General features: G+C 69.5%; 14 protein-coding genes. 7 read left to right on the top strand and 7 right to left on the bottom strand.

The genetic code is table 11. The features are described from left to right. Nucleotides 1-5: 5 nt before the first annotated feature. Together MEBOL_RS04035 and MEBOL_RS04030 are read right to left on the bottom strand one after the other, a co-directional pair. Nucleotides 6-473, bottom strand: a complete 468-nt coding sequence (locus MEBOL_RS04035; protein WP_095976166.1) for a YybH family protein — start codon at nucleotides 471-473, stop codon at nucleotides 6-8. Between the two features lie 75 nt (nucleotides 474-548). After that, a complete protein-coding gene (locus MEBOL_RS04030; RefSeq protein ID WP_095976165.1) occupies nucleotides 549-2,912 on the bottom strand; it encodes a hypothetical protein in 2,364 nt (787 codons plus the stop codon). Here MEBOL_RS04030 and MEBOL_RS04025 point away from each other — a divergent pair. From MEBOL_RS04025 to MEBOL_RS04010, 4 genes are all read left to right on the top strand, one after another. Beyond that, nucleotides 2,911-3,333 carry a TIGR02266 family protein gene (locus MEBOL_RS04025; protein ID WP_281256639.1) on the top strand — a complete coding sequence of 141 codons (423 nt, stop codon included), beginning with the start codon at nucleotides 2,911-2,913 and terminating at the stop codon, nucleotides 3,331-3,333. The two genes, MEBOL_RS04030 and MEBOL_RS04025, sit on opposite strands and share 2 nt — an antisense overlap. Next, entirely contained in the window at nucleotides 3,330-3,875 is a 546-nt protein-coding gene (locus MEBOL_RS04020) for a DUF192 domain-containing protein (RefSeq protein WP_095976164.1), read from the top strand. The genes MEBOL_RS04025 and MEBOL_RS04020 overlap by 4 nt, the downstream gene beginning before the upstream one ends. Before the next feature lie 116 nt (nucleotides 3,876-3,991). After that, entirely contained in the window at nucleotides 3,992-5,938 is a 1,947-nt protein-coding gene (locus MEBOL_RS04015) for an alkaline phosphatase PhoX (RefSeq protein ID WP_095976163.1), read from the top strand. Nucleotides 5,939-5,983: 45 nt separating this feature from the next. Further along, the gene (locus MEBOL_RS04010; RefSeq protein ID WP_245919443.1) at nucleotides 5,984-7,723 is read left to right on the top strand and encodes a hypothetical protein; all 1,740 of its coding nucleotides are present in this window, start codon (nucleotides 5,984-5,986) and stop codon (nucleotides 7,721-7,723) included. A gap of 12 nt (nucleotides 7,724-7,735) precedes the next feature. Here MEBOL_RS04010 and ybaK read toward each other — a convergent pair whose 3' ends face one another. The 5 genes from ybaK to cglC all read right to left on the bottom strand — a co-directional run bounded on the left by ybaK (nucleotide 7,736) and on the right by cglC (nucleotide 11,897). After that, nucleotides 7,736-8,212, bottom strand: a complete 477-nt coding sequence (gene ybaK / locus MEBOL_RS04005) for a Cys-tRNA(Pro) deacylase (protein ID WP_095976161.1) — start codon at nucleotides 8,210-8,212, stop codon at nucleotides 7,736-7,738. Nucleotides 8,213-8,216: 4 nt separating this feature from the next. Further along, nucleotides 8,217-9,359: a 5-(carboxyamino)imidazole ribonucleotide synthase gene (gene purK / locus MEBOL_RS04000; RefSeq protein WP_095976160.1), complete on the bottom strand. Its 1,143-nt coding sequence runs from the start codon at nucleotides 9,357-9,359 to the stop codon at nucleotides 8,217-8,219. After that, nucleotides 9,356-9,817, bottom strand: coding sequence for a 5-(carboxyamino)imidazole ribonucleotide mutase (purE, locus tag MEBOL_RS03995; RefSeq protein WP_095982575.1), 462 nt, complete (start codon nucleotides 9,815-9,817; stop codon nucleotides 9,356-9,358). The genes purK and purE overlap by 4 nt, the downstream gene beginning before the upstream one ends. Nucleotides 9,818-9,954: 137 nt before the next feature. Next, a complete protein-coding gene (locus tag MEBOL_RS03990; protein WP_095976159.1) occupies nucleotides 9,955-11,346 on the bottom strand; it encodes a vWA domain-containing protein in 1,392 nt (463 codons plus the stop codon). 62 nt (nucleotides 11,347-11,408) lie between these two features. Continuing rightward, nucleotides 11,409-11,897, bottom strand: a complete 489-nt coding sequence (gene cglC, locus MEBOL_RS03985; protein WP_157774744.1) for an adventurous gliding motility lipoprotein CglC — start codon at nucleotides 11,895-11,897, stop codon at nucleotides 11,409-11,411. Between the two features lie 303 nt (nucleotides 11,898-12,200). Here cglC and MEBOL_RS03980 point away from each other — a divergent pair, with 303 nt between their 5' ends. Genes MEBOL_RS03980 through gltC form a run of 3 tightly spaced genes read left to right on the top strand, consistent with a single transcriptional unit; the run spans nucleotide 12,201 to nucleotide 15,828 of the window. Next, nucleotides 12,201-13,037 carry an outer membrane beta-barrel domain-containing protein gene (locus tag MEBOL_RS03980; RefSeq protein ID WP_095976157.1) on the top strand — a complete coding sequence of 279 codons (837 nt, stop codon included), beginning with the start codon at nucleotides 12,201-12,203 and terminating at the stop codon, nucleotides 13,035-13,037. Continuing rightward, nucleotides 13,034-13,894: an outer membrane beta-barrel domain-containing protein gene (locus MEBOL_RS03975; RefSeq protein WP_095976156.1), complete on the top strand. Its 861-nt coding sequence runs from the start codon at nucleotides 13,034-13,036 to the stop codon at nucleotides 13,892-13,894. The genes MEBOL_RS03980 and MEBOL_RS03975 overlap by 4 nt, the downstream gene beginning before the upstream one ends. After that, nucleotides 13,891-15,828: an adventurous gliding motility protein GltC gene (gene gltC / locus MEBOL_RS03970; protein WP_095976155.1), complete on the top strand. Its 1,938-nt coding sequence runs from the start codon at nucleotides 13,891-13,893 to the stop codon at nucleotides 15,826-15,828. Before MEBOL_RS03975 ends, gltC begins: the two co-directional genes overlap by 4 nt. The last annotated feature ends 74 nt before the right edge of the window (nucleotides 15,829-15,902 follow it).

The raw sequence follows: 15,902 nt of genomic DNA, 5'->3' as shown, positions 1-15,902 counted from the left end.
CCGGCTCAGATGCCGGAGACGATGCGCCAGGTGCCGTCTTCCTTTTGGAGCACCATCTGCTCCAGCTCCGAGTCGCGCTGGGGCTTGTCGAGCAGGCTCGGCGCGCGCCAGCTCGAGTTCCAGTAGTAGATGACGACGGCCGCTCCATCGGGCTTCACGTCCACCCGGCGGATGTCCATGTCCACCCGGGGATTCTCCAGCCGGGAGAACATCTCCGGGAGCACCTGGGCGAGGTTCCCGGCGGTGAGATCGTCCTGGGGATCCTCGGTGCCGGAGTTGTCCCGGAACGACTTGGACACCAGCCCCTCGATGGCCTTGGCGTCGCGCGCCTCGATCGCCGAGCGGAAGCGCTCCATCACCTCGAGGATGGCGCGCGTGTCCCGGGTGTCGGCGATCTGCGTGCCCGGGATGAAGTGGGGCCCACAGGCCGAGAGCACCAGCAGGGCACTGACAAGCAACGGACGGACGTTCATGAGAATGGGGTCTCCGTGGAAGGGGGCAACCGCGCGCGGGGAAATGCATTCCCCGTGCCGGAGCACCCGGCGCGTCTAGCGGAAAGCATCGCGGGGCACCAGGGGGCCGCCGAACTGTCGTGCGTCGAAGTCACAGCGCTCGGCCCACTCGGCGCTCAGGGCGCGCAGGGCGGTGCTCTCGCCGGGAGCGCTGCCCGCCAGATGCCGCACGGCGCCGCAGTCCCCGCCGAGGTAGGCGGCCTGCATCTGGAGCCGGCGGGCCTCGCGGCGGATGGCGTCGGGCGGGGCGCCCTCGAGGGAGAGCGTGAGGTGGCGCAGGGCGGGCCGGGGCGCGCCCACCTGGAGCAGACGCCGGCCGAGCAGGTAGTGCAGGTAGACGTCCTGGGGCGCCGTCTGGAGCGCGGTGGACAGCCGCAGGAGCCGCAGCTCCTCGGCCTCGTCCTGGAAGTAGCCCTGGAGGGCCGCGCGCACGGGCGAGTCCAGCGCGGCGAGCTTCACCTGGGCGGTGCGCGTCACCTCGGGGCTGGGCGCGAGTGTGAGCACCTGCTCGAGGAAGGCGCGCGCCGGGGCCACCTGTCCGCTCCGGGCGGCCACGTCCGCCTGGGCGAGCGCCACCTCGGCTTCCAGGGCGGGTTGTCCCTTCACCTCGCCGGCCAGCCGCGCCAGCACCGCGGCGGCCTCGTCGGGCCGCTCCAGCCGATCCAGGGCCGTGGCCTGGCCGAGCAGGAAGGAGGGCTCCTGGGGCTGGAGCAGGGCGGCGCGCTCGTACACGGTGAGCGCGCGCTCGGGCTCGCTGGCGAGCAGTTGCCGGGCCTCGTCCTGCAGGCGCGCCACCTCGCGGGCGCACGCGCGCGAGAAGAGGCTCCCGGTGCGGAAGCGCTGGAAGGCGCGGTTCACCGTGGCCTCGTCCAGGGGCAGCGCGTCCAGGTGCCGCTCCCACTCGGTGGCGAGCGCGTCCAGGGGCCGGCCGTACGCGGCCTCGAAGTCCCCGTGGGCATAGAGGGCGCGCAGCTTCTCCGGGCCGTGGGTGTCGGCCAGGAAGCGCAGGAAGGAGCCCACCAGGGTGTACGCGCGGGCGGGAGCGGATTGGTAGAAGCCCTCGGGGCCCACGAGCTTGCGCAGGTCCGGCGCCAGCTTCTGCCGGCGCATGCCCGCGGCCCACTCGTCGAGTGCGAGCTCCCCCTGCACGGGGTTGTCCGCCGCCACCGCCATGCCCTCGATGACGCCCATGAGCGGCCAGAGGCCCAGCCGGGTGGTGACGCGGAAGGGGCCACTGCCCCAGGGCGCCGCCATCACGTGCGCCAGCTCGTGCTTGAGCGTGGGGTGGGGAAAGTCGCGCCCGTTGATGTGCAGCTCCAGGCGCCAGGGCTTGGCGTACTGGGTGCGGCCCGCGCCCACCAGCGCCTGCTTCTCCGCGTCCGTGCGGTAGAGCCACACGCGGATGCGGCCCTCGGGCGCGCCACCGAGGAAGCGCGCGAGCTGATCGTAGCGGAACTCCAGGTCCCTCGCCCGCCGCTCCACGTCCTCGCGGGGCATGCCGCGCGGGTAGATGAACTCGAAGTGCTTCGTCTCGCGCTCGCCGCCCAGCCGCTCGCGCAGGGCGCTGTCCGTCATCCGCAGGCCCAGCTCCGGCGCGTTCACCTCCAGGAGCAGCACCGCGGCGAGCACGAAACCGCCGATGAGGAGGGGCCCGGAGCGTGGCCGCGGCCGGCCGAGCCGGGCCTGGGAGGCGTCGAGGCACAACACGGTGAGCGCGTGGACGCCGAGCGCGAGCAGCAGCGTCTCCGCGCGGAACCACAGCAGGGCCGGGGAGATGGACAGCACCTCGTCATAGAGCGGCCCCGGCAGGTGGCCCAGGAAGGCGTTGAAGGCGAAGACCTGGGGCCCGAAGACGATGGGCCACACGGTGACGCACAGCGACATCAGGACGATGCCCAGGTAGAGCAGCAAGCCCCTTCCGGCACGCAGGGTGGCGAAGCCGCAGAAGACGCCCACTGTGGCGGCGAGCCCCGCCGAGGGCACGGTGAGCAGCGGATAGAAGGCCACCAGGGCGAAGGGGTCGCACTTCGTCCCCAGCCAGGCGTAGAGCGTGGCGGAGAGGAAGGGCGGCACGAGCACCGCCAGGGACAGGAGCAGGGCGGGCGCCAGGGCCCTCCAGGCGAGGCGGGCCGAGGCTCCCTCGGGAATTCCAGTGGGAGTGGGCTCCGGACGGGCGGCCTGCCCGGCCAGCAGGCGTCGCTCCTGGTGAACCGAGGCCACACCGAGGCCCCCTCCGAGCAGACCCACTCCGATGCTCAGGGCAAGCCCCAGCTCCAGGCCGGGCACCCCGAAGAGGGGCAGGAAGATGAGCGCCGAGCCACCCAGGGCGACGAGCCCGGCCGACAGCCCGGCGGCGGGGCGCCGCAGGAGGTTCCTGGCACGAATGAGGACTTGTCGCATGACCTTCTCCTATACTCCTCCGCGCATGGCCGAACAGAAGACAGGGGCGGAGCACCGCCAATTCAACCGCGCGCCCATCGAGCTGAAGGTGGACTACAAGAAGCTCAACTCGTTCTTCGCCGACTACACGAAGAACATCTCCAAGGGGGGGACCTTCATCAAGACGAAGAAGCCGCTGCCCATCGGCACGCGCTTCCTGTTCAAGTTGACGGTGCCCCAGCGCGACGGGCCCTTCGAGCTGCTGGGCGAGGTGGTCTGGAGCCAGGGCGACGCGGAGGAGCCCGGCATGGGCATCCGCTTCATCTACAACGACGATCGCCAGCGCGGTGAGTTCGAGGGCGTGGTGGAGCGGCTCATGGCGGACAGCCTGGGCACGCAGCTCACCGAGAAGCTGCTCAACAAGCAGCTCCAGATGGAATGAGCGGACGCGGGTGGGCGCGCGCCCTCTGGGCCGTGGTGGGACTCGCGTCCTTCCAGGCGCCCGAGGCCCGGGACAAGCCGGTGGCCGCGCCGACCCGGACGGGGACGGATGTGACGGCGAAGGAAGCGGTGGGGCCCAAGCTGCCCAGGGCCCGGGTGTTGCTCGAGGGCGCGGACGGAGTCGTTCACGGCGTGGACGTGGAAGTGGCCGCCACCTCCGATGCCCGCACGCGCGGATTGATGTGGCGCGAGGAACTGCCCCAGGGCCAGGGCATGCTGTTCATCTTCCCCGGCGAGGAGGAGATCCAGGCCTTCTGGATGCGCAACACGCTCATTCCGCTCGATCTGCTCTTCATCAACGCGGCGGGGCGCATCGTGGGCATCGTGGAGAACGCCGCCCCGCGCTCGCTCGTGCGGCGGCAGGTGGGCATCCCCAGCCGGTACGTGCTCGAGGTCCCCGGCGGTTGGTGCCAGAAGACGGGCATCAAGCGGGGGGGCACCGCCCGGTTCCAGGGCCTGGAGCACATCCGGGTGTCCTACTGAACAGCCGGGTCATCAACTCGTCAGCTCCTTGTCTCTCGAACGCCACATGGGATTCATAACGTCCGTCCCGTGGTGGAGTGGGCCTCCCGGTCCGGGCTCCGACAAAGAGGGACACGATGAGCTTCGTGCAGTCGAGGAAGTGGACGCGCCGCGAAGGCCGCTGGGCACTGGCACCCCTGACCGCGCTCGCGCTTTGCGCCTGTAGCGGTGACGCGGGCGCCCCGGGGCCCAAGGGGGACACCGGCGGCCAGGGCCCGGCGGGCAACGGCAAGTCGCTGCACTTCACGCCCATCAACGCCGCCATCACCCCGGAGCAGAAGCGCTCCGTCCTCGCCAGTCCGAGGGCGACGGTGAATGGCCAGGAGTTCTCCATCGGGTACGAGACCGTGCTGCGCTCGGGCCAGAAGCTGGGCGAGCACGTCTTCGGCCGCCTGACGGACAAGAGCGGCGCGCCGCTGACGAACACGGATGGCTCGGACTTCGTTTCCCCGAGCAATGACTTCTCGGCCCTCCTCCAGGTGGACGGCAAGCTCTTCGAGCTCACCCAGTTCGAGACCACGCCCGCGGCGATGTACCTGTCCGAGCTGAGCCAGGACGCCCAGGGCAAGCTCACGGCCTTGTCCACCCGGCCCATCGACTTCTCGGGCGTCGATGGCTTCTGGACGCCGTGCGCTGGCAGCGTGTCTCCCTGGAACACGAACCTGAGCAGCGAGGAGTACCCGGCGGACGCGCGCGCCTACGAGAACGCGACCTCGCCGGCGAGCCTCCCCTCGGCGGACAAGGCGATGCTGCGCTACTGGGGCATCCAGGATCCCACCCAGGCCACCATGGACGCGGTCCGGGCCGTCTATTCGCCCTATCGCTATGGCTTCGTCGTCGAGGTCGCGGTCGACGGAGCGGGCACGGCCACCGTGCGGAAGCACTACGCGGCGGGCCGGCGCGCGCTCGAGCTCGCCTACGTGATGCCGGATCGCCGCACGGTCTACCTGTCCGACGACGGCACCAACGATGGCTTCTACATGTTCGTGGCCAGCCGGCCGGGGGACCTGTCCGAGGGCCAGCTCTACGCGGCGCGGTGGTACCAGACGAGCCCCTCGGGCCAGCCCCGGGGCCATGCGGATTTCTCCTGGGTGCCGCTGGGCCCGAGCGCGACGGACGCCCAGGTCCAGGCGCTGATCGACGGGGGCATCCGCTTCTCGGACATCTTCGAGACCGAGACCCAGACGACGGAGGGCGACTGTCTCACGGCGGGCTTCCGGGCGGTGTTCACCGAGACGGGCCGCGAGTGCTTGAAGCTCAAGCCCGGCCAGGAGCTGGCGGCTTCCCGCCTGGAGAGCCGCCGTTACGCGGCCTACCTGGGTGCCACCACCGAGTTCCGCAAGACCGAGGGCATCACCTACAACGCGGCCACCCACCGGCTCTACATTTCCTTCAGCGAGGTCAACAAGGGGATGATCAACGCCGCGGCGGGGGCCTCGCCGCAGGACCTGGCCAAGGTCAACCACGTGCAGCTCGCGGAGAACTACTGCGGAGCCGTCTACGAGCTGGTCATCGCGCCCAACGTGAAGGTGGGCAGTGACTACGTCGCCGAGTCCGCCTCATCGCTCATCGAGGGCGTGTGGTTGGCGGACCCGCTCAGCCCCCGGCCGTACCCGGCGGACAGCGAATACAACGACAAGGACTTCACCCTCCCCGTCAACGGCAAGGCCGAGCTCAAGCCCGTGAACGTGTGCGGCGTGAACGGCATCGCCAATCCCGACAACCTGAGCTTCATCGAGGGCTATGACACGCTGCTCATCGGAGAGGACTCCACGGACGGGCACCAGAACGACATGGTGTGGGCCTACAACGTCGTCACGCGAGAACTCACCCGCGTCTTCTCCACGCCCTATGGCTCGGAGACGACGGGCGTCTACTTCTACCCGGACCTCAACGGCCACGCGTACATCAAGACGCAGATCCAGCACCCGTATGGCGAGTCCGACACGGACAAGGTGGGCGCGGACACGAGCGTCACGCAGTCGTACACCGGCTACATCGGCCCGCTGCCGGCGATGAACTGAGGGCCTCGGGGCATGCGCCTTCGTCGGGTGTTAGGTGTCGTGGGAGTGGCCGGGTTGCTCCTGGCCGGCGCCGCCGGGGTCCTGCGCGAGAAGACTCCGGCCGCGCCTCCCGTGCCTGGACCTTCTCCCGTGGCCCGGATGCGTGTGGCGCTCGAGGCGTCCTCTCCGAAGCACTTCCGCGAGCGGCCTCCGCTCTTCAATCCGGCCGCCTATCTGCCCGCGCAGTGCTACGCGGCCACGACGGAGACACCCGGAGGCCGCACGCGCAACGGCTGCTTCGCGTGCCACCAGACACCGCGCTCGCCCAACGCCGTCGACGACGCCGAGGCCCAGACGCTCTTGTCGGTGGCTCGCGCCGCCACGGAGAACCACTGGACGAACGTGCTGCGGCCGCCGCCTCCCAGCGAGCTGCCGGAGGCCGAGGTGTTGGCGTGGGTCCGCACGAGCAACTACGTCGACGCGCGGGGAGGACTGCGGCTCGCCGAGGCGTTGGCGAATCCCCCCGCGGCCTGGGATGGCAATGGGGATGGCCGGTGGGACGGCTACACCCCGGACTGTTGGTTCTCCACGGACGAGGAGGGCTTCGACCGCTCGCCGGACGGGGCGCTGACGGGCTGGCGCGCGTTCGCCTACGCGCCGTTTCCGGGCATGTTCTGGCCGACCAATGGCAGCGCGGGTGACGTGTTCATCCGTCTACCCGAGGCCTTCCGGAGGGACGGGGCCGGGCGCGAGAGCCAGGCCCTCTACCGGCTCAACCTCGCCATCGTGGAGGCATACATCCGCCGCGAGGACGTGCCCCTGCCGCCCACGGACGAGCGCGAACTGGACGTGGATCTCGACGGGGATGGGGTGCTCGGGACGGCCACGCGCGTGGCGTTCGTGTGGCCTCCGAAGCCAGGGCGCCCTCCCTTGCACTACGTGGGTCGGGCGGCGCGGCTGGACCGGACGAAGGAGGGCTGGCCCGCCGCGGGCCTCTTCCCTCGCGGCACCGAGTTCCTGCACAGCCTGCGCTACCTCGATGTGGAGGGAGGGCAGGTGCGCATGGCGGCTCGGATGAAGGAGCTGCGCTACATGCGCAAGCTCCACTGGCGCACCTACAGCGACTTGCAGCTCGCGGCCGAGGCGGAGGTGCGTGAGAAGGTGAAGCACCCGGACAAGCTCAAGACGGTCCTCGCGGACGTGGAGCGGGGGGTGACCACGGGGACGGGTTGGTTGATGCAGGGCTTCATCGAGGCGGAGGACGGCGCGCTGCGCCCCCAGAACGTCGAGGAGACCACGGCCTGCATCGGTTGCCATGGCGGCGTGGGCGCGAACACGGACAGCACCTTCAGCTTCGCGCGCAAGCTCGCGCCGGGCGCGGCCCACCAGGACGGCTGGTACCACTGGGGCGCGCGGGGGTTGAAGGGCATCCCCGAGCCGAGGCGCGCGGATGGCCGGGGGGAGTACGCCCATTGGCTGGAGCAGGTGGGAGGCGGGGACGACTACGGGAGCAACGACGAGGTCCAGGCGCGTTTCTTCCGGGGCGACGGCACACTCAAGCCGGATGCGGTGAAGGCGCTGACGCGGGACATCTCGACGCTGATCGTCCCGTCGCCGCGCCGGGCGCTCCAGTTGGATCGAGCCTACCTGGCCCTGGTGAAGGCGCAGCGGTTCGAGCGCGGACGGGACGTGGTGGTGGGCGCTCCTCCGAAGGTGAACGCCCGGCTGGAGCAGGATGGGGAGACGGGAATCCCCGAGGCCGTGGCCCCTGGCTGGCTCGTGCCTCCGAAAACCGCCGCGCGCTGAGCGCGGGGCCCCTCACGCCTTGTCGCGCGAGATGGGCCCCACCTTGGCCTTCGTGACGCGCAGGTAGTCGGCGGGCGCGAGGACGAGCTGCGTGCCGCGCACGCCCGCGGACACGGCGATGACGTCGAACAGCTCGATCGTCTCGTCCACGAACACCGGGTAGTCCTTCTTGCCGCCGATGGCCGTGCAGCCCCCACGGATGTAGCCCGTGAGCGGCTGCAATTCCTTGAGCGGCACGGTGTCCACCTTGCGGTCTCCGCTCAGCCGCGCGAGCGCCTTGAGATCCAGCTCCCCGTTGCCGGGGACCACGGCCATGAGCACGCCGGTGCGATCTCCCCGCGCCACGAGCGTCTTGAAGACCTGCTCGGGCGGCATCCCCACCTTGGCGGCCACCGACTCGGCGGACAGGTCCTCCAGGTCCACGTCGTAGTCGCGCAGCGTGTAGGCCACGCCGAGCGAATCGAGGATGCGCGCCGCGTTCGTCTTCATGGACTCAGGCTCCCATCGCCTCGCGAGCGGCCTTGATGCGAGCGAGGGCTTCCTCGGGAGTGGAGCCCACGGCGGACAGGTGCCCCATCTTGCGGCCCTTGCGCGCCTCGCGCTTGCCATACAGGTGCAGCCGCACGCCGGGCATGGCGAGCACGGACTCGAACCGAGGGCCCCCCTCGCGCAACCACAAGTCACCCAGCAGGTTGACGATGGCCGCGGGCCGCACGATTTCCACCGAGCCCAGGGGCAGGTTGCACACCGCGCGCACCGCCTGCTCGAACTGGCTGGTGAGGCACGCGACCTCCGTGGCGTGGAAGCTGTTGTGGGGGCGCGGCGCCAGCTCGTTCACCAGCAACTGGCCGTTCTCGAGCAGGAAGAGCTCCACCACCAGCAGCCCCTCGACCTCGAGCGCGGTGGCCATGGCGCGCGCCAGCTCCGTCGCCCGGGCGCTCACCTCGGGAGGAATCTGTCCGGGCAGGAGTGACCAATCGAGGATGCGCTCCTCATGGTGGTTGTAGGCGGGCGGATAGACGGCCACCTCGCCTCGGGGAGAGCGCGCCACCAGCACGGACAGCTCGGCCTTGAGCTCCAGGGCGGCTTCCACCACCACGGGCCGCTCGCCCAGCTCGCGCCAGGCCTGGGGCGCCTCGGCGCTGGACTTCACCGGGAACTGGCCGCGGCCGTCATAGCCGCCCTCGCACACCTTCACGAAGCAGCGGCCGCCCAGGGACTCGGCCGTGGAGGCCAGCTCCGCCTCCGAGTCCGCCTGCTTCCAGGGCCCCTGGGGAAAACCATGCTTCGCGAGCCAGGCGCGCTGCCGGCCCCGGTTCTGCACCACTTCCAGGACATGGGCGCCTGGCCGCAGGGGCGCGTGCTCGGCCACGGCCTTCAAGGTGGCCTGGGGGATCTTCTCGATCTCCAGCGTCACCACGTCGCTCGCGCGCGCGAGCCGCCGCGCCTCGTCCGCGAGTCCGAAGTCGGCCGTGTAGCACTGGTCCACCACGAAGCGGGCCGAGCACGCGGGATCGGGATCCAACGCCTGCACCTGGTAGCCGAGCGTACGCGCGGCCAGGGCCATCATCCGGCCGAGCTGACCGCCTCCGAGGATTCCAATCGTGCCGCCGGGCAACACCGCGCGCGTATTCATGAGAGTTCCCGATCCGCGAGGACCTCGTCCGTGCGGGCCTGCCGCCAGGCGCCGAGCCGGGAGCGCAGTTCCGGATATTTGAGGGACAGGATGGAGGCGGCGTACAGCGCGGCGTTGATGGCGCCCGGCTTGCCGATGGCCATGGTGCCCACGGGAACGCCCTTGGGCATCTGGACGATGGACAGGAGGGCGTCGAAGCCGTTGAGCACGGTCGCGGGGATGGGCACGCCCAGCACGGGCAGCAGCGTCTTGCTCGCCACCATGCCCGGCAGGTGGGCCGCGCCCCCGGCCGCCGCGATGATGACGGACAGGCCGCGGGACTCGGCCGTCTGGGCGTACTGGATCATCCAGTCCGGCGTGCGGTGGGCGGACACCACGCGCACCTCATGCGGGATGCCCAGTTCCTTGAGGACGTCGATGCCGGGACGCAGATGCTCCAGGTCACTCTTGCCGCCCATGATGACGCCCACCCACGGTGATTCCGCGCTCAAGCGCTTGCCTCCTGTGCGCCCCCGGGAGAGTCCAGGAGGTACGGGGAACACGCGGAGATAGGGTGGGGGGCCGCGCCGGTCAACCCGGAAGTGGAGGCCGAGGCTCAGTAGGTGGAGCCCAGCTTGCCGAAGCTCTTCAAGCTCTTCGCCTTCGAGCGCTTGACGGCGGCGCCCACGGCCTCGTCGTTGTCCGCCTGCTCGTAGTCGCGCAGGACGGCTTCCTGCTCGGCCAGATCCGCGGCCACCGCCGCGGGGCTCGCCACGGCGCCGGCCTGCTGGAAGAGCTCCTGGTTGCGCGCCACGTACTCCTTGGCCTCTTCCTTGCGGCCCTCGCGCAGGGCCTCGGCCGCGAGGACGAGGTTCTTCGCGCTCTGGGCCCGCGTCGCGTACACGGTGGCGTCCTTGTCCTGCCGCGCGATCACCTCTTCCTGATGCTCCGTCACCTGGGCCATCAACTCCGCGGTGAGGTGTCCCGCCGCGTCCGCGCGCAAATCCTGGTAGGCGAGCGACACGCCGGTGATGTCCACGGGAGCGCCTGGCGTCGAGCCCGTCACGGTGAGCCGCATCACCACGCGCTCCGTCTGCCCCGAGGAGAAGTCCGGCAGCCGCACCGTCACGCGCGGGCCCTCCTGCTGGGCGCGGTAGCCGAGGACCTCCTCGAGCCGCACGCGCTCGGGCAGGGAGAAGCCGAGCACCACGTCCCGCGCCACGCTGGTGCTCGCCTGCCGCAAGTCCCGCTGGAAGAGCGAGGCGAGCTGCCCGGCGTCCTCCAGGAAGCCGTAGGCGCCCGCGCCGTACTCGGCGAAGCCCTGCATCAGGTCCTCGTTGAAGTCCGTGCCCACGCCGATGGCGCTCACGGTGATGCCCTCGGAGCGGATGCCCTTGACCAGCCGGGTGAGGTCCGCTGGCTCGACGATGCCCTCGGTGGGCTGGCCATCACTCAAGAGGATGAGCCGGTCAACGGAGCCGGGGCTCCGGGCGCCCGCCACGAGCGCGCGGCCCGTTTGCAGCCCCGCGCCGATGTTGGTGCCGCCGTCGTCCCAGACGCCGTCGATGTACTGGAGCATCCGCTCGCGGTTGCCGGGGGTGGCGGCGAGGCTCGGCAGGCTCTGCACGTCCGAGCCGTAGTGCACGAGGGCGAGCCGGTCCTCCGGGCCGAGCTGCCCCACCAGGTGGCGTGCCGCCTGCCGGGCCTGTTGCAGCTTGTAGCCGTGCATGGACGAGGAGCGGTCGATGACGAGCGCCAGGTTGACGGGGGAGCGCTGGGCGCCGGGGACCTCCACGCCGGTGACGTCCACCGTGACGAAGACCTCCGAGGTGCCCAGGGGGATGTAGGGATGGGACAGTCGGCTCGTCATCGTCAGCGCGGCGACCCCCGAGGACACCGGACCGGCGGTGTGCTCGGGTGGCACGGCGGCCGCCCGGGGCAGACCCCAGAGGAAGGCGGCGACGGCGAGCGCGGCGGCCAGCGAGACGAAGGTGACCGTCTTGTTCATGACAGGGGGCTCCTGCTGGAGGACGACGACCCCGCTGTGCACGCACGGCGCGCGAAAAAGTTCTACGTGCCGGTGGAGGACGTGGCGGCGCAGAAGAACGGGGAGGCGTTCTCACCGAACGTCGCGCGGTACCCGGCGGGGTCTTGCTTGCGGAAATCGTCCAGGGCCTGCTGGTCGAGCAACAGCGAGCGGCAGCTCATGGTCGACTTGATCTCGTCGGTGGCGTCCGGGTGGTTGATGGCACAGGTGGTCGTGTTGCCTTCCGTGCACGCCTTGCTGCAGTAGCCCAGCACGCGCTCGACGTCACCCTCGACCGTGGTCTCCAGCTTGGAGCCCGCGGTGCGCACGCAGATCAGATCCTCGCAGTCCTGGGAGCCGAAGGAAACGAAGTCCTGGTCCAGCTGGATGTCGCTCGGGACGACGGGGTCGAACTTCCGGTCCGCCGACGAGGATTTCTTGACCAGCAAGCAGGGCTTGCCCACCTCGGAAGGGACCTCGCACCCGCCGCACAGCAGGGCGGCACCCATCAGAAGAGCCAGACGCGCAGACATCGACATGCACCTCATCCGTCGCAATGTGAGCGGACACCGTAGCACAGCGGCCCGGACCGCCAATCGTGCTGCGAGAGCGGTGATGTCCACTGGGTGAGAATCACGGACGCCCCCTCTGCAAGAATACCGAGGGGACAGACGAAGCCCGGGGCGAGCGCCCACCAACGGATAGAGAGAGGGGGGCGGGGTGCTTTGTTCGGTTGATGGGCCGCGAGCGTGGCGGATAGGATGCGCGCTTGTAACCGCCTCCGATTCCGAATCTATCGGTGGGCAGACGCCCCAAATGACACGGAGCTTCCGGAAGTGAATCGCCTCCAGGCCATCCTGCTCGCGCTGTGCCTCGCGCCCGCAGCACCGGCACTTGCCCAGAACCAGAATGACGCGGGGCTCGGACTCGATCTGAGCGGTGACAAGAAGCCCCAGGAAGAAACCGAATCCGCGGAGCCGCCCGCGGAAGAGCCGCCCATGGAGGAGCCGCCCCCGCTGCCCTCCACGGTCGCCGAGGCACCGCCCGCCGACACGCTGACTCCCGCCGAGCGCGACGTGACGCTCGACGACCGCGTCAAGAGCGTGCAGCGCAAGGTGTATCTCAAGAAGCACCGCTTCGAGCTGGCGCCCTTCATCACCCTGTCGGTGAACGACCCGTACTACACCAAGGTGGGGACGGCGGTACGAGGGGCGTATTACCTGGCGGACACGCTGGCGCTCTCCGCCCGCGTGTCGATCATGCAGGTGCTGCCCGAGGACGACGTGCGCATCGCCAAGCGCGCCTTCCAGAGCCGCATCTACTATTCGGTGCCCCAGTGGTCCGCCATGGGCAACGCCGAGTGGAGCCCGCTCTACGGCAAGGTGGCCTTCCTCAACTCCATCCTTCACTTCGACGCCTACCTGCTCGCGGGCCTGGGCGTGGTGAACACCGAGGTGTCGGCGGACCGTGGCCTCAGCCCCGCGGCCGACCTCGGTCTCGGCATGCGCTTCGTCGTCCGCGACTTCTTCGCGGTCAACGTGGCCCTCATCAATACGTCCTATGTGGATCAGCCCGCGGGCTCCACCAAGGGCGCCACCCAGAACCTCATGACCCTCAACGCAGGCATCTCCATCTTCTTCCCGCTCAAGTCGACCGGACGGGAGGCCGAATGAAGACCGCCCTTCATCTGGCGTTGGCACTCGCCCTCGGGCCCGTGCCCGCCCTGGCCCAGGCCCCCGCGTCCACCCCTCCGGCGCCCGCCGCCCCAGCGGCTTCGGCGCCCGCCAAGCCCGCGGCGCCCAAGCCCGCGCCCGCCGCGGCCACCAACGCCGCCCTGGGCGGCTCGGCCGAGCAGGAAGCCGGCGACGTGTCCGAGGTGGACAAGGACCGCATGGGGCCCCTGCGCGAGCGCGTGCAGCCCGTCTCCGGCCACCTCTTCCTCAAGCAGGGCCGCCTGGAAGTCAGCCCCTCGGCCACCTTCTCCGTCAAGGACGCCTTCTTCACCAAGTACATCCTGGGCGCGGTGGTCACCTACCACGCCACGGAGACGCTGGGCTTCAGCCTGCGCGCGGGCTACTCGCTGCCCACGGTGGCCGGTGCCGCGCAGATCTGCACCTTCAGTGACGAGGGCGGAAGCACCACGCGAGGCTGCCGCCGGCCCTCCTTCGCCGAGCTGGACGGGCAGGCTCCGGGACAGATCAACCTGCTGGGGGGCGTGGATGTGCAGTGGGCGCCCATCTACGGGAAGATGTCCCTGCTGGCCGAGAAGTTCCTCCACTTCGACCTCTACGGCATCGCCGGGGCGAGCGCGGTGCAGTACCGCGCTCCGGCCGGCGGTGAGCTCACCGTGGGTGGCAACGTCGGCGTCGGAATGCGCTTCTTCGTCAACCGTTGGATGACGGTGCGCACGGAGTTCCGCGACCTCATCTACGTGGAGAAGGCCGTCAACCCGACCACCACGCTGCGCAATCAGCTCCTCTTCGAGCTGGGCATGTCCTTCTTCTTCCCCAACGCCCCGACCCAGCCATGAAACGTCTGCTCAAGCCCCTCTGCCTCGCTTCCCTCGGGCTCACGCTGACGTGGGCCGCTCCCTCCTCCGCCCAGAGCTTCGAGGGCCTGGACCTGTCCCAGCCCAAGAAGAAGCCCGCGAAGAAGCCCTCGCGCGGAAAGAAGTCCCCCTCGGGCGCTGACGAGTCGTCGGCGGACGAGGGCGCTTCCCAGGACACCTCCGGCTCCCAGACGCCGGCTTCCGACAGCGGCTCCTCGCCCGGCATGGGCCTGGATCTCACGTCGGACGCGCCCGCTCCCACGCAGGCCGCGCCCACCATGTCCTTCGACGCGGTGGACGTGTCCGGCAAGAGCGGTGACCGCCAGCGCCTGGAGGTCGCCATCTCGCTCTTCAAGAACGAGGAGTACGACCGGGCCGCCATGAGCTCCTTCGAGATGCTCGAGGACGCGAAGCTCGCGGGCCTGCACATGGAAGCGCGCTACGTGCTCGCCAAGGCCCTCTACCGCATGGGGCTCTACCACTCGTCGCTCGGCGAGTTCTCGAAGATCCTCGCGGTGGGACCGGACACGAAGTTCTTCCGCACCAGCCTCGAGTGGCTCTTCTTCATCAGCCGCAAGACGAAGAACGAGACCGTCATCCTGGATGAGCTCGCGCGCTACGCGAACGTGGAGTTCCCCGAGCGCTTCCGCAGCGAGTTCCACTACCTGCTGGCCCGCTACCACTTCGTGCGTGGCAAGGCGCTGGACGACGTGGGCCGCCACGAGGACGCGGACAAGAGCTTCAACGAGGTCAAGCGCCTCACGCTGCTCATCCCCAAGACGGACACGTTCTACCCGCGCGCCAAGTTCCTCGAGGGCCTGGCCTTCTTCCGCTTCGGCAACCGGGCGGGCAGTGCCGCCTCCAAGCGCACGGACCTCAACACCCTGGGCGCCATCGACTCCATGAAGGAGGTCATCCGCGTCACCCGCTCCTCGGCCGGCCTGGACGCCGAGCAGATCGCGATGAACCAGAAGCTGCGCGAGCTGGCCTTCATGCAGCTGGGCCGCACGCACTACGGCATGCAGCAGAACCGCTACGCGCTCTTCTACTTCAACAAGGTGGAGCGCGGCACGTCGCAGTGGCTGGAGGCCATGTTCGAGTCCAGCTGGGCCAACTACCGCGTGGGCCAGTACGAGCAGGCGCTCGGCAACCTCATCACGCTCTCCTCGCCCTTCTTCCGCGAGGAGTACTTCCCGGAAGCGATGATCCTCAAGGCGGTCATCTATTACGAGAACTGCCGCTACCGCGAGTCGAGCGTCATCCTCCAGGACTTCGAGCGCACCTACCTGCCCGTGCACGATCAACTCGAGCTCATCACCAAGAAGCAGATGGACTCGAGCGAGTACTACGGCGTGCTCGCCGACGTGCAGAAGAAGAACAAGGAGGGCAAGGAGAAGAGCGAGACGGACGTCATCCTCGAGCGCATCCTGCGGCTGGCCCTCACGGATCAGGACCTCAAGAAGACGAACGAGTCCATCCTCGAGCTGGAAGGGGAGATGGACGCCTTCCGCGAGAAGGGGGACACGTTCGCTTACTCCGAGCTGTCCAAGCAGCTGCTCGAGGGGCTCAAGGTGCAGCGCTCGGCGCTCATCGAGAAGGCCGGCATCATGGCCAAGGGCAAGCTGGAGACGGAACTGGGCGGCCTCAAGCAACTGCTCGCCAACGGCCTGCGCATCAAGTTCGAGACGGTGACGAAGGAGAAGGAGTTCCTGGAGGAGCAGCTCAAGGCGGGCGGCCAGGTCTCCATCGTCAAGAAGTACCGCTTCTCGGTGGCCGTGGCGGACGATCAGCTCTACTGGCCCTACGAGGGTGAGTACTGGCGTGACGAGCTGGGCACCTACCAGTACACCCTGACCAAGGGCTGCATCCAACGAGATACGGCCAACCGGAACATCCAGACGAGCGAGGCGAACTGAACGCCTCTCCCGAGGGCCGGATCCCCACGGGTCCGGCCCTTCTCGTTTTCCCCAACGCGGTAAGATAGCGCGCT

The organism is Melittangium boletus DSM 14713 (assembly GCF_002305855.1).
GTDB classification, from domain to species: Bacteria; Myxococcota; Myxococcia; order Myxococcales; family Myxococcaceae; genus Cystobacter; species Cystobacter boletus.
Note: the sequence above shows the minus strand (reverse complement) of the source record. Positions and strands in the feature narration are given on the sequence as shown.

Coding starts and splice junctions, on each gene's coding strand:
- MEBOL_RS04035 (WP_095976166.1), bottom strand. CDS start 473: ATGAACGTCCGTCCGTTGCTTGTCAGTGCCCTGCTGGTGCTCTCGGCC.
- MEBOL_RS04025 (WP_281256639.1), top strand. CDS start 2,911: ATGACCTTCTCCTATACTCCTCCGCGCATGGCCGAACAGAAGACAGGG.
- MEBOL_RS04030 (WP_095976165.1), bottom strand. CDS start 2,912: ATGCGACAAGTCCTCATTCGTGCCAGGAACCTCCTGCGGCGCCCCGCC.
- MEBOL_RS04020 (WP_095976164.1), top strand. CDS start 3,330: ATGAGCGGACGCGGGTGGGCGCGCGCCCTCTGGGCCGTGGTGGGACTC.
- MEBOL_RS04015 (WP_095976163.1), top strand. CDS start 3,992: ATGAGCTTCGTGCAGTCGAGGAAGTGGACGCGCCGCGAAGGCCGCTGG.
- ybaK (WP_095976161.1), bottom strand. CDS start 8,212: ATGAAGACGAACGCGGCGCGCATCCTCGATTCGCTCGGCGTGGCCTAC.
- purK (WP_095976160.1), bottom strand. CDS start 9,359: ATGAATACGCGCGCGGTGTTGCCCGGCGGCACGATTGGAATCCTCGGA.
- purE (WP_095982575.1), bottom strand. CDS start 9,817: ATGGGCGGCAAGAGTGACCTGGAGCATCTGCGTCCCGGCATCGACGTC.
- MEBOL_RS03990 (WP_095976159.1), bottom strand. CDS start 11,346: ATGAACAAGACGGTCACCTTCGTCTCGCTGGCCGCCGCGCTCGCCGTC.
- cglC (WP_157774744.1), bottom strand. CDS start 11,897: ATGTCTGCGCGTCTGGCTCTTCTGATGGGTGCCGCCCTGCTGTGCGGC.
- MEBOL_RS03975 (WP_095976156.1), top strand. CDS start 13,034: ATGAAGACCGCCCTTCATCTGGCGTTGGCACTCGCCCTCGGGCCCGTG.
- gltC (WP_095976155.1), top strand. CDS start 13,891: ATGAAACGTCTGCTCAAGCCCCTCTGCCTCGCTTCCCTCGGGCTCACG.